The following is a 14,304-nucleotide window of genomic DNA, read 5'->3' on the forward strand; positions in this document are numbered from 1 at the left end:
GAAACCCCCGCCGCCCCCGCCGAGGCCAGGGAGGAGGCCCAGGTGGAGGACCGCGCCCCCATGGGCATGGCGGTGCGGGTCTTCATCTACCTGGTCGCCGTCCACTTCATCTCCGCCTTCTTCTTCCTCCTCTTCTACCTGGGCAAGTGACCGCTGCCACCCGGGCGGACGACCGCGGTTCCCCCGGGCGGGCGACCGCCCGGGGCGCGGGCCGGCCGCTATCCTGGCGGCCCGCACCCGCTCCCGGACCCACCCCAGGAAGGCGGACGCCGATGGCGCGCACGGCTCAGGACGTCCTGGCGGACGCGGTACGCGAGCCGGCCCCCGACGCGGGCGCCAACCGGCTCGTCTCCCTGGTCGCCGACGGCTCCGCGCCGCGCTCGGCGATCGCCGCGTTCGCCCTCGAACAGCACCACGTCATCGCCGCCGACCGGACCGCTTTCCGGCACCTGGCGGAACGGTCGGCCGGCCGCCCCGCCGTGGAGGCGTTCTTCGCGCCGCTCGCCCGCGACGAGACCACCGCCCTGGAGCTGCTGGGGCCGCTGGCGGCGGCCTGCGGGCTGGACGGGCGGGCGGTACGGGAGTACGAGCCGACGCCGGGCTGCCAGGCGTACCCCGCGTACACGTCCTGGCTGGCGCTCCAGGCGGAGCCGGTGGACGTGGTGGTGGCCCTGACCGTCAACTTCGCGACGTGGAGCGGCTACTGCGCGGCGCTGGGCCGGGCGCTGCGCGCGCACTACGGGTTCGACGACACGGCCTGCGGCTTCTTCGACCACTTCGCCCGGCCCGCGCCGGAGGCGGCCGAACGGGCCCTGGCGGCGGTGGCGGCCGGGCTGGCCGACGGGCTCCTCACCGAACGGCTGGCCCACCGGTACGGGCGGCTGCTGCAGAGCTACGAGACGATGTTCTGGAACACGCTCGTCGGGGCGTGACCGGTCCGCCCCGCGCGACCGGGCGGCCCCTCACCCGTCCCACCGCTTCCCCAGCGCCCGGGCCCCCTCCTCCGTGAGCACACCGTGGACCCGCAGCCGGGCGATCCCCCCGTCCGGGTGGATGTCGAGCCGCAGGTGCGTGGCGACCACCGGGCGGCCGGTGAGCGGGAACCGGTGGACGGCGTCGGGCTGGAGCCGGGTGGGCGGCAGGATCTCCGTCCAGCCGCCGCCCCCGGCCGCGTCGCGGGCGGAGAGCGACGCCCAGCCCGCCGCGTTGCCCTTGAGGCAGCCGGTGTCGATCTCGACGGCGCGCAGCAGCGACTGTTCGGCGAGCCGGTAGCGCACCCAGTCGTGGCCGTGGTCGCGCCGGCGGCGGGTCTCCCAGCCGTCGTCCATCCGCCGGGAGCGGCCGGGCAGGATGGTGCCGAGCGGCGAGGAGTAGAAGCGGTCGGAGGCGTCCTCGACCAGGCCGCCGTTCTCCAGCGCGGCCACGTCGACGGTGCCCAGGGCCGTGAGCCAGGCCGGGTCCGGGACGGGTTCGCCGTGGACGCGGAACCGGGCGATGCCCCCGTCGGGATACTGCGTGAGGCGCAGGTGGGTGAAGCGGCGGGGGTGGTCGACGGCGAAGGCGTTGGCCGCGTGCCCGCCGACCGGGGTGCGGGGGACGAGGACGGTCCACCGCACGTCGTCCGCCAGCAGCTCCTCGGGGGACGGCGTGCCCGGCAGGGCGGTGGCCTCGACACTGACGGCCTGGGGGTGGTTGCCGCGGAAGTGGGCCGTGTCGACGACGAGGCCGCGCACGACGCCGGGCACGCCGAGCCGGACGAGCGCCCAGTCGTGGTCGTCGTCGTGGGGGTACGGGTGGGCGGCGGACGGGCCGCGGCGGCGGCGGGTCTCCCAGCCGTCCATGACCTTGCCCTTGTGGCCGAAGCGCTCGGGGTCGAACCGGGCGGGCCCGGGGACGAGGAGGTTCTCGCGCTCGGCGAAGAACTCGTCCCCCGCGGCGGTCACGGCACCGCCGAGCCGCCGGTCGGCGAGGTCGGGGAGGTGCGCGAAGGGCAGTTCGGCGGGGTCGGCGGAGCGGTGGTCGGCGTACGGGTCGCCGCCCCGGTAGGGCCGCGCGGGGCCGGTGAAGGAGGTGAGGGCGGAAAAAGCGGGGGGTGCGGGAGGTTCGGTGGGTCCGGTGGGGTCGGCGGGTATCCCGCTGGTGCTCATACGCGCTCCAGGAGTCGGCCGGTGGGTTCGGTGAGGGCGCCGTGGTGGTGGATCCGGCGGCCGCGCAGCCAGGTGGAGCGGACGACGCCGGTCAGGGTGCGGCCGGCGTAGGCGGTCACCGGGTTGCGGTGGTGGAGGGCGGCCGGGTCGACGGTGAACGTCTCGTCGGGGGCGAGGACGGCGAAGTCGGCGTCGCGGCCGGGCTCGATGGCGCCTTTGGCGGTGAGTCCGGCGAGCTCGGCGGGTGCGGTGGCCATCCAGCGGGCCACGTCGTCCAGGGTGTGACCGCGCCGGCGGGCCTCGGTCCAGACGGCGGGGAGGCCGAGCTGGAGGGAGGCGATGCCGCCCCAGGCGCGGCCGAAGTCGGGGACCTTGAGGTCGGCGGTGCACGGCGAGTGGTCGGAGACCACGCACCGGACCGTCCCGGCGGCCAGCCCGGCCCACAGGGCGTCCCGGTTGGCGGCCTCCCGGATGGGCGGGCAGCACTTGAACTCGGTGGCTCCGTCCGGGACTTCCTCGGCGGTGAGGGTGAGGAAGTGCGGACAGGTCTCGGCGGTGATCCTGACGCCCGCCGCCCGGGCCGCGGCGATCGTCCCGAGCGCGTCGGCGGAGGAGAGGTGCAGGACGTGGACCCGGGTGCCGTGCCGGCGGGCCACGGCGACGAGCCGTTCGACCGCCGCGTTCTCGGCGTCGCGCGGGCGGGAGGCGAGGAAGTCGGCGTAGCGGGGGCCGTCGGGGCCGGGCGCGCCGTCCAGCCGCTCCGGGTCCTCGGCGTGCACGATCAGCAGGCCGTCGAAGGCGGCGAGCTCGGCGGCGACCTCCTCCAGGGCGGCGGCGTCCAGCGGCGGGAACTCGTCCACGCCGGACGGCGAGAGGAACGCCTTGAAGCCGAGGACGCCCGCGTCGTGCAGCGGGCGCAGGGCGGCCCGGTTGTCCGGCACGGCCCCGCCCCAGAAGGCGACGTCGACGTGGACGGCGGGCCGGGCGGTGTCCTGCTTGACGCGCAGGTGGTCGACGGTGGTGGTGGGCGGGACGCTGTTGAGCGGCATGTCGACGAGGGTGGTGACGCCGCCGGCCGCCGCGGCGCGGGTGGCGGTGGCGAACCCCTCCCACTCGGAGCGGCCGGGATCGTTGATGTGTACATGAGTGTCGACGAGTCCGGGGAGGAGGACGTCGTCACCCAGGTCCTCCACCCGGGCGCCGGGGCCGGGCGGCGGTACGGCGTGGCCGGTGACGGCGGTAATGCGGCCGTCCTCGACGACGACGGAGGCGGGGCGGGTGCCGTCGGGCGTCACCACCCGCCGGGAACGCAGGACCAGCGGCCGGTCGGACACGGCGCCCTCCGAGGGTCAACAGGCGGATTTCAACGTTCTGTTGAACAGCGCTGGCCCGCAGTCTTCATTTCTGTCGGAGCCCCGTCAACCCCTCGAACGCGGCCACCCTCCCCACAAGGGGCTTTCCGCATGCCAGAAGCACGCTTCCGGCGCCCAGAACCGTGGGTGAGCCACCGGCCACGGCCCGGTAGGCTGCTCCCACCCCACCCCGGAAGGACCGCGACCAGTGCCCTCGTCCGAGCCCAGAACCCCGTCAGCCACCGGGGGCGTGCAGTCCCTCGAGCGCGCCTTCGTCCTGCTGGAGCGCATGGCCGACGCAGGCGGCGAGGTCGGGCTGAGCGAACTGGCCACCGCCAGCGGCCTGCCGCTGCCCACCATCCACCGGCTGATGCGCACCCTCGTCGCCACCGGTTACGTCCGCCAGCAGCCGAACCGCCGCTACGCGCTCGGCCCGCGCCTGATCCGGCTCGGCGAGAGCTCCGCCCGCCTGCTGGGCACCTGGGCCCGCCCGCACCTGACCCGGCTGGTCGACGAGACGGGCGAGACGGCGAACATGGCCCTGCTCGACGGCGACGAGGTCGTCTACGTCGCCCAGGTGCCCTCGCGCCACTCGGTGCGGATGTTCACCGAGGTCGGCCGGCGCGTCCTGCCGCACACCACCGGTGTCGGCAAGGCCCTCCTCGCCCAGGCCCCGGACGACGAGGTCCGGGCCATCCTCGGCCGGACCGGCATGCCCGCGGCCACCGAGAAGACCATCACCTCGCCGGACGTCTTCGTCGACGCGCTGGCCCGCGTCCGCGACTCCGGCTACGCGGTCGACGACAACGAACAGGAGATCGGCGTCCGCTGCCTGGCGGTCCCGGTCCCCGACTCCCCCACGGCGGCGGCCATCTCCATCTCGGGCCCGGCGGGCCGCGTCACGGAGGAGGCGACGGAACGCATCGTCCCGCTGCTGAAGCAGGTGGCGGCCGAGCTGTCGGCCACGCTCGCGAACACGACACCGGCCTGACGGCGGGAGCGCCCGGCGGGGCGCTCCCGATCCCGGCCCGGCCGCCGGTCAGGACCCGGCCGCCGGTCAGGACAGGATTTCCACGTACCCGTCGGTCCCGTGCACGCGGATCCGGGCACCGTCCGGGATCAGCCGGGTGGCCCCCTCCACGCTCACGACGGCCGGCAGACCGTACTCCCGCGCGATCACCGCGCCGTGGGTCATCAGGCCGCCGACCTCCGTCACCACACCCGCGATGCCGACGAACACCGGCGTCCAGCTCGGATCCGTGAACCTCGTGACGAGGATGTCTCCCTCCCGCAGGTCGGCGTCCGCCATGTCGAGGACGACCCGGGCGCGGCCCTCGACCGTCCCGGAGGACACCGGGAGGCCGGTCAGGGCGCCGGCCGGCACGTCGTCGCGCCGGTACGCCCCGGAGATCGCCTCGCCGTCCGAGGTGAGCACCCGCGGCGGTGTGAGCGCCCGGTAGGAGCGGAAGGCCTCCCGGCGGCGCCGGATGAGCCCGTGGTCCACCCGGTGCGAGGCCACCGCGTCGCGGAACTCCTGGAACGTGAGGTGGAAGACGTCCTCCTCGTCGGCGAGCACGCCGGCCTCCACCAGGCGCCCGGCCTCCTCCAGCAGCGCCCGCTTGTAGAGGAAGGTGCGGCAGACGATGCCGTACTTCGGGTACTCCCGGTACCCGACGAAGGTCCTGACCCGGTCGATCATCCGCTTGGTCTCGTCGGCCTTCCGCTCGCCGTCCGGGAGTTCGCGCAGCCGGGCCAGCACTTCCTGTTCCTTCCGTGCCGCCTTCCGCCGTCCTTCCTCGAAGCGGCGCGCGGCGGCTCCGGGTTCGGCGTTCCGGACGTGGTCGAGGAGGACGGGCAGGAGCGTGGCGGGGCGTTCCCGCCACCGCGGCCGCGTGATGTCGATCTCGCCGGCGCAGCGCATGCCGTACCGGTCGAGGTAGGAGGCGATGGCGTCCCGCGCCTCGGCTCCGCCCGGCAGCCCGCCCAGCTCGTCCAGGAAGGCCGCGCCCTCGGCGCCTTCAGCGTCCCCGTCGTCCGCGACGCGGCGCAGGAACGCCACCACCTCGGGGTGCGGGCGGATCGCGTCCGCGACGTCGAGCAGGGCGAGCCCCATCTCCGACGTGACGTTTCCGGGGGCCGAGAGCGTCAGCGTGTCGGCCGCGTTCTTCTCGCCGAGCCACTCCCGCAGCTTGTCGTTGAGCCACCAGGTGGCCTCCATTCCCGCCATGATCACCTGCATGCCGAGCGGGTCGCCGAGCACGCGTTTGTGCTCCTCGAAGGCGTCCGTCAGGAAGTCGAACAGGGCCGTCCCGCTCTTCGTGCGGATGTCGCGCTCCAAGGCGGCGACGGACGCGCGGTTGCGCTCGATCAGCCCGGTGACGATGTCCGGATCGGTCGCGATCGCAGCGGGCGGGCCGCCGGCCGGCCGGGGGGCGGGAGCGGTGTCCGGGAGTGTGGGGAGGAAGTCGCCGCGGTCGAGGAGGGTCTCCAGCGCGTCCCTGGTCAGCGGGTCGGACCGGCCCACGAGGTCCAGGAAGCCGGCGCGGCTCGCGGGCGTGGCCAGGGCGCGGGTGGCGTCGACGAAGAGCCTGCCGCCGGCCGCGTGCATCGGCGTCATGGCCGTCAGCTGCCACATGGAGAGCCCCAGGGCCTTCATGGGGTCGGTCATCATCTGCTGGTGGCCGACGGAGAGGAAGACGTGGTTGTCCCGGTCGCCGGTCTCGGGAACGGGGAAGAGCGTCGTGACCGGCCGGCTCTGGACGATGTGGAAGCCGTCGTCCGCCAGGCACCACTCGATGTCCTGCGGGTGGCCGAAGTGCGCTTCGATCCGCCGCCCGAGCTCCACGAGCCGCACGACCTGCTCGTGCGTGAGCGCCGGCCGCTCCCGCTCCCGCGCGTCGACCGCCGCTTGCCGCGTGCCGCCACCGGGCAGGGCGTGGACGGCGAGCCGCTTGGCGGCGATCGTCTCGGCGACGACCTCGCCGTCCCGGACCGTGAAGACGTCCGGGTTCACCAGGCCGGACACCAGGGCCTCGCCGAGGCCGAACCCGGCGTCCACGGTGGCGGTCTTCCGGTCGCCCGTGACGGGGTCGGCCGTGAACAGGACGCCGGCCGCCCGCGGGAAGACCATCCGCTGCACGATCACGGCCATGTCGACCGCGCGGTCGTCGATGCCGTTGCGCCGGCGGTACGTGACCGCCCGCTCGGTGAACAGCGAGGCCCAGCACCGGCTGACATGCCGGAGGATCTCCGCCGGCCCCACGACGTTGAGGTACGTGTCCTGCTGGCCGGCGAACGAGGCCGTCGGCAGATCCTCCGCCGTCGCGCTGGAGCGGACGGCGCAGGCGGCTCCCTCGCCGAGCCGGGCGAGGCCGCCGGTGATCGCCGCCGCGAGGTCGTCCGGGACGGCGACTTCCTCGACGGCCCGGCGGATGTCCGCGCTCAGGACGCGGATCGCGTCCCGGTCGTCCGGATCCGTGCGCGACAGTTCGCCGAGCCGGCGGTCGACCGACGGCGCCTCCGCCAGAATTCTCCGGAACGCTTCGGTCGTCACGCAGAAGCCGTCCGGCACGAGGACGCCGTCGATCCTGGACAGCTCGCCCAGGTGCGCGCCCTTGCCGCCGACGGCCGCGACCTGGGTCCCGTCGATCTCCCGGAGATCCCGCACGTACTGCTCGATCACTGAATTCCCTTCATGGCAGCCGTATTCCGCTGCTCCGCACTGGCCGGTCGACGCACCGGCGCCCCCGCTCGGCCGAGCCCCCGGCTCGTCACCGACGGACGACGCGCTCCGGCGTCCGCCCGTGAGCGCGTGCCGTTTCCGCAGGTGGTGGGCTTGACCCGATGATTCTGCGCCGTGACCGGGGCCTTGCCGCAAGGCCCCCAGTGCGCTATAAGTTAGGAGAGGCGAGGAGAGAACTCCTCGCTTTTTCCTTTGCCGCGCGCGGCAAGCGAAGCGAGCCTCGCGGGGCTCCTCGCAACCGGGCCCGGCTCACCGCGAAGGCGGAGACACCCGCCCGGTCGCGGCCCGCACGACCGGCTCGTAGCGCCGGCCTCCTCAGTCGTCGGCAGCCGCCGCCTTCCCTCTGTTTTCGGGATCTACCAAACGAAAAAACCGGAATACCGCTGCTCGCTGGTCGGCTACGGTCGCCGCCTGCTCCGGAGACACCGCATCGAAAATGTCCACCGGCTCCGGGTCGACCGTGTCGGATACGGGGTCAAACACGTAGGCGAACCTTCCGCCCGTCATTTGGGACTCCAGCCCGGAAGTGGTGATGTTCCTGCGCGCCCCTTGGCAGCACGCGAGAAGACCCTCCGACTCCCAGTCTTGACGGGCCTTGATCAGGCACGCGAAGAGGGTGCTGGCCTCATATTCGACATCCGGCTTCCCTTTTCTCGAAACCAGAAGCCAGTAGGGGTATACGCCCGAAGGCGCCACGGCGGCTTCTTCGACAACGACGCCGTTCGCGGCCAGACGCACGAGGATTGTTTCGGTCATCACGGACCTCCGTCCTGAGGGTTGGGATCTTCTTGGTCATCCGGATGCGAAGGCGGCCGGCAGAGCGCCGGCCAAGGGATACGAGTACCAGCCGTCGGCCCGTTCGCCGTCGGCCGCTTCGGCTGCCGGCGCGCTCCCGGATCCACCCGCCGACTTCTGCCATGACGCCTCCTCCCTGCCGGAAGGGACAGCCTGTCACGCGCCGGCAGTCCGCCGTCGGCCCGGCAGCCGGGGAGGGGGCCAGGCGCGGTTCCACCGCCAGGTCGTCCACGCGGCGGCGTCGGCGAAGGGGCCGGAGCGCTCGGCGAGCATCGCGAGAACCCGGTCGCGGGCGGCGTCCACGGCCTGGTGCTCGGTGTCGGTGACGATGCCGAGCCGCCGCACGTGCGCGTACTCGTCTTCGTCCTTCCACTCCCAGCCGGTCAGGTCGGGGGCGATGACCAGGTCCACGGTGAGGTCGAAGGTGTCGTACCCCTCCGGCGTGCGGCGGGAGGGGCGCTCGAAGTGCACGTACCAGTTCCGCAAGCCGGCGCTTGTGTAGAAGGCGTTGACGCTGAACCACGCCGTCGGCGGCTTCCACAGCAGCAGTTCCGTCTCCTGCCACACCGCGTCCGCGAGCTCCCACACGCCGGTCGCCATGGCGTCGAACGCCTCCACGCGGGCCGACCGGTCGCCGTCGGCGCGTGCCTTGGCGTACAGGGCGGGCCAGCGGGTCTCGGCCCCCGGCGAGCAGGCGGCCACCAGGGCCTCGGGCGTATCGGCGACGACGCGCAGCGCGTGCTCGCTCCACACCCGTCCCGAACGGTGCACCTCCCGCCGCACGACCGTCTGGCCCGCCTCGAAGCTCTCCACTCGCTCCTCCTTCGCCGCGGCCGGGTCTCAGCGCGCTGTCTTGAGCCCGGCGCCGCGTAGGCGCCCCTGGTCAGGTCCGCCGGCGGCACGGGCCGCGGCGGGATTCGTCCGGCTCCTGGCCGCCGCCCTCCGGCCGCGGGGTGCGGCAGCCTGAGCGGCTTCGCCGGCGTGGCATGCCCCGCGCGCGGGCAGGGCGCCCGTCAGCCCCGCCCCTCCGGCCGGGAGGCCGCCCCGTGTTCCGCGAAGCGGTCTACGGCCTCGCGCACTTCGCCCAGGGCGGGTGCCAGCGCGCTGACCGAGCCGACGGCGCCGGCGACGAGGAGCAGCGAGCTGCGCAGCCGCGTCACCTCCGGGTCGCCCGCGCGGGCCATCGCGTCGAGGGCGGCGAGTTCGTCCTCGGCCGCGTCCCGGTCCGGTAACCGGGCGGGGTGCGCGGCCAGTGCCCGGCGGAGCCGGGAGACGGCGGCGCTCAGCTCGTCCGCTTTCGGATCCCGCTCCCCGGGACGGCCCGACGGCCCCTGTTCCACCACCACGGCGCCTTCCGCCACGAATGTCCCCCTGCCCACGCCCACGCGCGATCAGTTAACGCCACTTTCCGGGGGCCGCGCCACACGGAAAGCGAAATTCAGGCCGCGTCTTCACGAGCGAGTGACGAACTCCCGTACGCCGCACACGCGGCCGCGCTTGCGCTATGCAAGAGCCCATGGCGTTGACGAGGGAAAAGACGACGACGGAGGACGGCGGACCGGCGGGCGGCCCGCCGTCCGTCGCCGGGCTGCTGCTGGCGGCCGGCGGTGGGCGGCGGCTCGGCGGCCGGCCGAAGGCGCTCCTGGAACACGAGGGCCGCACTCTGGCCGAACGCGCGGTGGCGGAGCTCGTGGCGGGCGGCTGCGGGCCGGTGCACGTGGTGGCCGGCGCCGCGGCGGCCGAGGTCCGGCGGCGGCTCGCCGGGGCGGCGTGCGCGGTGGTCGAGAACCCCGACTGGGCGGAGGGCATGGGCTCTTCGCTCCGGACCGGCCTGGCGTCGCTCGCCGGCACCGGGGCGTCGGCGGCCCTGGTGATGCTGGTGGACCAGCCGGGCATCGGCGCGGCGGCGGTGGCCCGGGTGGTGGCGGCGTACGGCGCGGGGGCCGGTCTCGTGACCGCGGCGTACGGGGGCCGGCGCGGCCACCCGGTCCTCTTCGCCCGCCCGCACTGGGCGGGCGTCGCCGCGTCGGCGACGGGCGACCGGGGCGCGCGTGAGTACCTGCGCGCCCACGCGTCCGCCGTCACCACCGTCGCGTGCGACGACATCGCCGACCCGGCCGACGTCGACACCCCGGCCGATCTGGGCCGGCTCCTCGCCTGACGAGGCACGCGCTCGCTACCGCTGTAAGGGCCGGAAGGTGCGGCGGTACGCCTGCGGTGTGACCCCGAGGGCGGCGTGGAGGTGCCGGCGCAGGGAGACGCCGGTGCCGAAGCCGGAGCGGCCGGCGACCACGTCGACGGGCCAGTCCGTGGTCTCCAGCAGGTGCCGCGCCAGGTCGACGCGGCGGCGGACGAGCCACTGGCCGGGGCTGGTGCCGACCTCGTCGCGGAACCGGCGGGTGAAGGTGCGCACGCTGACGTTGGCGTGGGCGGCCATGTCGGCCAGGGTGACGGGTTCGGCGAGGCGCTCCATGACCCACGCCTGTGTGGGGGCGGTGCCGGTGGCGACGGGATCGGGTACGGGGCGCCGGATGTACTGGGCCTGGCCGCCGTCGCGCCAGGGCGGTACGACGCAGGAGCGGGCCACCTCGTTGGCGACGTCACTGCCGTGGTCGCGGCGGACGATGTGCACGCACAGGTCGATGCCGGCGGCCACCCCGGCGGAGGTGAGGATGTCGCCGTCGTCGACGAAGAGGACGTCGGGGTCGATCCGCGCGGTGGTGAACATGCGCCGCAGCCGGTCGGCTTCGCGCCAGTGCGTGGTGGCGGGCCGGCCGTCCAGGAGTCCCGCGGCGGCCAGCACGTAGGCGCCGGTGCAGATCGCCACCATCCGGGTTCCGGGGCGGACGGTGGCCAGGGCCTCGCGCAGGGGGCCGGGCAGGCGGCCCTCCTCCCGGACGGGGCCCAGGGCGTGGGAGGGCGGGATGACGACGGTGTCGACGGTGGCCAGCAGCGAGGCGTCGTGGGCGGGGGTGAGCAGGTAGTCGGCCTCGGTGCGGACGGGGCCGCCGTCCACGCTGCAGGTGGTCACGGAGTAGAGCCGGTCGCCCGCGCTGTCGCGGGCGGCGCCGAAGATCCGCGCGGGGATACCGAGTTCGAAGGGGACGACGCCGTCCAGGGCCAGAACGCCGACATAGTGCATGGCCCGATCCTTTCATTCCTTGGCCATCGGGCCACTACTGGCGGGCCGTTCCTCCCGGGAGCCTGAGAGTGTGCCCGGCCGAACCGGCACGAACCACGGGAAAACCCACCACGGAAGAGAGCACGTCACCATGGACCAGGCCACCACCCCCGCGACCATGCGCGCCATCTCCCAGGACGTCGCCGGCGGTCCGGACGTCCTCACGCTCGTCGAGACGCCCCGTCCGGTGCCGGGCAGGGGCGAGGTCCTGGTCCGGGTGCACGCGGCGGGCGTGAACCCGGCCGACTGGAAGATCCGCGCGCGGGGCGTGTTCACCGACGGCACCAGGCCGCCGTTCACGCTCGGCTTCGATGTCGCGGGGGTCGTCGAGGCGCTCGGCGACGGTGTGACGATCTTCGAGGTCGGTGACGAGGTGTTCGGGATGCCGCGCTTCCCCCGCCCTGCGGGCGCCTACGCCGAGTACGTCACCGCCCCGGCCCGGCACTTCGCCCCGCGCCCCCGGAATCTCACCCGCCTCCAGGCCGGTGCCCTGCCGCTGGCCGGGCTGACGGCCTGGCAGGCCCTGGTGGACACCGCGGACGTCCGGCCCGGCCGGCGCGTCCTCATCCACGCGGCCGCGGGCGGGGTCGGCCACCTGGCCGTGCAGATCGCCAAGGCCCGCGGCGCGTACGTCATCGGCACCGCCAGCGCCGCCAAGCACGACCTGCTGCGCTCGCTGGGCGCCGACGAGCTGATCGACTACCGCACCACGGACTACGCCGAGACGCTCCGTGACGTCGATGTCGTCCTCGACTCCCTCGGCGGCCCCGAATGGTCCCGGTCCCTGCGCACGCTGCGGCCGGGCGGCACGCTGGTCACGATCCTGCCGCCGGACGGCACGTTCCCCGCCGAGGAGGCCGAAGCGGCCGGGGTCCGGGCGGTGTTCATGCTCGTCGAGCCCGACCACGCGGGGCTGCGCGAGCTCGGCGCGCTGGCCGAGGGCGGACGCCTGCGGGTGATCGCTGACGAGGTCTTCCCCCTTGAGGAGGCGGCCCGGGCCCACGCCCTGGGGGAAACCGGCCGCACCACCGGAAAGATCGTCCTCTCCGTCACCTCCTGACCCGCCACTGTCCTGCGGCCCCGGGCGTCGCATCCCCGGCACCCGGTGCACGGTGCCCGGCGTGTGCACGTACCGGGTCCCTCGCCGGTCCGTGCCCGTTCGAGGCGGCGCCCGTCCGGTGGGGCCCGGCCCGCGCGTCGGCCGTCACCGGTTCAGGGACGCTCTCCGGGGGGGGCCGCCGCCGCGGCGAACTCCCGGCCACGCGCGGCCGGAAACCGCCCACATCCCATTGCGCTTCCGAACTGCGGAATCTAACCTCCACTAGATCACCCGCATACGGCACCCGGTGCCGCCCGGCACCGTCCGAGCCCCCCCCAGCGAGGAGTGACCACCCATGCCCGCAGCAGCGCCCACCCCGTCCGTCACCCCCGGCACCGCGACCGTGGCGCGCCAGGAGGAGGTACTGACCGGTGCGGCACTGGAGTTCCTGGCCGCGCTGCACGAGCGGTTCACCCCGCGCCGTGACGACCTGCTCGCCCGCCGCGCCGAGCGGCGCGCGGCGATCGCCCGTACCGGCACCCTGGACTTCCTGCCGGAGACCGCGCGCGTCCGCGAGGACCCGACGTGGCGGGTGGCGCCCGCCCCGGCCGCGCTGGAGGACCGGCGGGTCGAGATCACCGGCCCGACGGACCGCAAGATGACGGTCAACGCCCTCAACTCCGGCGCCCGCGTATGGCTCGCGGACTTCGAGGACGCCTCCGCCCCCACCTGGCAGAACGTCATCCAGGGTCAGCTCAACCTGACCGACGCCTTCGAGCGCCGCATCGACTTCACCAGCCCGGAGGGGAAGACCTACGCCCTGCGGCCGGACGAGGAGCTCGCGACCGTCGTCGTCCGGCCGCGCGGCTGGCACCTCGACGAGCGCCACCTGACCGTCGCCGGCCGGCCCGTCCCGGGCGCACTGGTCGACTTCGGCCTCTTCTTCTTCCACAACGCGCGCCGCCTCGCCGAGCGCGGCAAGGGGCCGTTCTTCTACCTGCCCAAGCTGGAGTCCCACCTCGAAGCGCGGCTGTGGAACGACGTGTTCGTCTTCGCCCAGGAGTACGTCGGGCTGCCGCACGGCACGGTCCGGGCGACCGTCCTGATCGAGACGATCACGGCGGCGTACGAGATGGAGGAGATCCTCTACGAGCTGCGCGACCACGCCTCCGGCCTCAACGCGGGCCGCTGGGACTACCTCTTCTCCCTCATCAAGAACTTCCGCGCCGCGGGCGAGCGCTTCGTCCTGCCCGACCGCAACGCCGTCACCATGACCGTGCCGTTCATGCGCGCCTACACCGAACTCCTCGTCCGTACCTGCCACAAGCGCGGCGCGCACGCCATCGGCGGCATGGCGGCCTTCATCCCCTCCCGCCGCGACCCGGAGGTCAACGAGGCGGCCCTGGAGAAGGTCCGGGCCGACAAGGACCGCGAGGCGAACGACGGCTTCGACGGCTCCTGGGTGGCCCACCCGGACCTCGTCCCGGTCGCCCGGGCCGCGTTCGACGCCGTCCTCGGCGAGCGCCCGCACCAGAAGCAGCGGCTGCGCGAGGACGTCCACGTCACCGCGGAACAGCTCGTCGCGCTCGACACCATGGAGGCGAAGCCGACCTTCGAGGGCCTGCGCAACGCCGTCCAGGTCGGCATCCGCTACATCGAGGCGTGGCTGCGCGGGCAGGGCGCGGTGGCCATCTTCAACCTCATGGAGGACGCGGCGACGGCGGAGATCTCCCGGTCCCAGATCTGGCAGTGGGTGCACGGCGGTGTCGTCCTGGCGGGGGGCGAGAAGGCGACGCCCGCTCTCGTCCGGGAGGTGGCGGCTGCGGAACTGGACGCTCTTCGCGCGGAGCTCGGGGATGCGGTCTATGCGGCGGGGCGTTGGCGCGAGGCTCATGATCTGCTGCTGCGGGTCGCCTTGGACGACGACTACGCGGAGTTCCTCACCCTGCCGGCGTACGAGCTGCTCGACTGATCCGCTTCGCGGGGGGAGTGCCCCAGTCCCGCCCTTTCACCGTTTCTTGGGGGGGCGAGCCCCCGCACCCACGAAA

General features: G+C 74.2%; 13 protein-coding genes. 6 read left to right on the forward strand and 7 right to left on the reverse strand.

The annotated features are described in order from the left end of the window. Positions 1-42 precede the first annotated feature (42 nt). Both ACSNOK_RS20875 and ACSNOK_RS20880 read left to right on the forward strand, forming a co-directional pair. A complete protein-coding gene (locus ACSNOK_RS20875; protein ID WP_436782266.1) occupies positions 43-150 on the forward strand; it encodes a DUF6126 family protein in 108 nt (35 codons plus the stop codon). A 122-nt stretch (positions 151-272) separates the two neighbouring features. Beyond that, entirely contained in the window at positions 273-932 is a 660-nt protein-coding gene (locus ACSNOK_RS20880; protein ID WP_436782254.1) for a transcriptional regulator, read from the forward strand. A 30-nt stretch (positions 933-962) separates the two neighbouring features. On the opposite strand, the gene alc is transcribed toward ACSNOK_RS20880, so the two are convergent. Continuing rightward, a complete protein-coding gene (alc, locus tag ACSNOK_RS20885; protein WP_436782255.1) occupies positions 963-2,147 on the reverse strand; it encodes an allantoicase in 1,185 nt (394 codons plus the stop codon). Next, a complete protein-coding gene (allB, locus tag ACSNOK_RS20890) occupies positions 2,144-3,481 on the reverse strand; it encodes an allantoinase AllB (RefSeq protein WP_436782256.1) in 1,338 nt (445 codons plus the stop codon). Before allB ends, alc begins: the two co-directional genes overlap by 4 nt. A gap of 226 nt (positions 3,482-3,707) precedes the next feature. Between allB and ACSNOK_RS20895 the strand changes: the two genes are divergently transcribed. Beyond that, the gene (locus tag ACSNOK_RS20895) at positions 3,708-4,490 is read left to right on the forward strand and encodes an IclR family transcriptional regulator (protein WP_436782257.1); all 783 of its coding nucleotides are present in this window, start codon (positions 3,708-3,710) and stop codon (positions 4,488-4,490) included. A 66-nt stretch (positions 4,491-4,556) separates the two neighbouring features. On the opposite strand, the gene rph is transcribed toward ACSNOK_RS20895, so the two are convergent. The 4 genes from rph to ACSNOK_RS20915 form a co-directional block, all read right to left on the reverse strand. Next, on the reverse strand, positions 4,557-7,181 hold the full coding sequence (rph, locus tag ACSNOK_RS20900) for a rifamycin-inactivating phosphotransferase (protein ID WP_436782258.1): 2,625 nt from the start codon (positions 7,179-7,181) through the stop codon (positions 4,557-4,559). A gap of 375 nt (positions 7,182-7,556) precedes the next feature. Next, a complete protein-coding gene (locus tag ACSNOK_RS20905; RefSeq protein WP_436782259.1) occupies positions 7,557-7,997 on the reverse strand; it encodes a hypothetical protein in 441 nt (146 codons plus the stop codon). Positions 7,998-8,192: 195 nt separating this feature from the next. Beyond that, on the reverse strand, positions 8,193-8,849 hold the full coding sequence (locus ACSNOK_RS20910) for a DUF402 domain-containing protein (protein ID WP_436782260.1): 657 nt from the start codon (positions 8,847-8,849) through the stop codon (positions 8,193-8,195). 200 nt (positions 8,850-9,049) lie between these two features. Then, positions 9,050-9,397 carry a DUF5955 family protein gene (locus ACSNOK_RS20915; protein WP_436782261.1) on the reverse strand — a complete coding sequence of 116 codons (348 nt, stop codon included), beginning with the start codon at positions 9,395-9,397 and terminating at the stop codon, positions 9,050-9,052. Between the two features lie 155 nt (positions 9,398-9,552). On the opposite strand from ACSNOK_RS20915, the gene ACSNOK_RS20920 reads away from it, so the two are divergent. Next, complete coding sequence (locus ACSNOK_RS20920; RefSeq protein ID WP_436782262.1) at positions 9,553-10,197, forward strand: nucleotidyltransferase family protein; 645 nt, start codon at positions 9,553-9,555, stop codon at positions 10,195-10,197. A gap of 15 nt (positions 10,198-10,212) precedes the next feature. On the opposite strand, the gene ACSNOK_RS20925 is transcribed toward ACSNOK_RS20920, so the two are convergent. Then, a complete protein-coding gene (locus ACSNOK_RS20925) occupies positions 10,213-11,178 on the reverse strand; it encodes a GlxA family transcriptional regulator (RefSeq protein ID WP_436782263.1) in 966 nt (321 codons plus the stop codon). 130 nt (positions 11,179-11,308) lie between these two features. On the opposite strand from ACSNOK_RS20925, the gene ACSNOK_RS20930 reads away from it, so the two are divergent. Both ACSNOK_RS20930 and aceB read left to right on the forward strand, forming a co-directional pair. Further along, positions 11,309-12,277: an NADP-dependent oxidoreductase gene (locus ACSNOK_RS20930; RefSeq protein ID WP_436782264.1), complete on the forward strand. Its 969-nt coding sequence runs from the start codon at positions 11,309-11,311 to the stop codon at positions 12,275-12,277. 334 nt (positions 12,278-12,611) lie between these two features. Then, entirely contained in the window at positions 12,612-14,228 is a 1,617-nt protein-coding gene (gene aceB, locus ACSNOK_RS20935) for a malate synthase A (RefSeq protein WP_436782265.1), read from the forward strand. Positions 14,229-14,304: the final 76 nt, after the last annotated feature.

The sequence above is a fragment of the Streptomyces sp. URMC 126 genome (assembly GCF_051386555.1).
Classification (GTDB): Bacteria; Actinomycetota; Actinomycetes; order Streptomycetales; family Streptomycetaceae; genus Streptomyces.

Coding starts and splice junctions, on each gene's coding strand:
- ACSNOK_RS20880 (WP_436782254.1), top strand. CDS start 273: ATGGCGCGCACGGCTCAGGACGTCCTGGCGGACGCGGTACGCGAGCCG.
- ACSNOK_RS20925 (WP_436782263.1), bottom strand. CDS start 11,178: ATGCACTATGTCGGCGTTCTGGCCCTGGACGGCGTCGTCCCCTTCGAA.
- ACSNOK_RS20920 (WP_436782262.1), top strand. CDS start 9,553: ATGGCGTTGACGAGGGAAAAGACGACGACGGAGGACGGCGGACCGGCG.
- ACSNOK_RS20930 (WP_436782264.1), top strand. CDS start 11,309: ATGGACCAGGCCACCACCCCCGCGACCATGCGCGCCATCTCCCAGGAC.
- ACSNOK_RS20905 (WP_436782259.1), bottom strand. CDS start 7,997: ATGACCGAAACAATCCTCGTGCGTCTGGCCGCGAACGGCGTCGTTGTC.
- alc (WP_436782255.1), bottom strand. CDS start 2,147: ATGAGCACCAGCGGGATACCCGCCGACCCCACCGGACCCACCGAACCT.
- aceB (WP_436782265.1), top strand. CDS start 12,612: ATGCCCGCAGCAGCGCCCACCCCGTCCGTCACCCCCGGCACCGCGACC.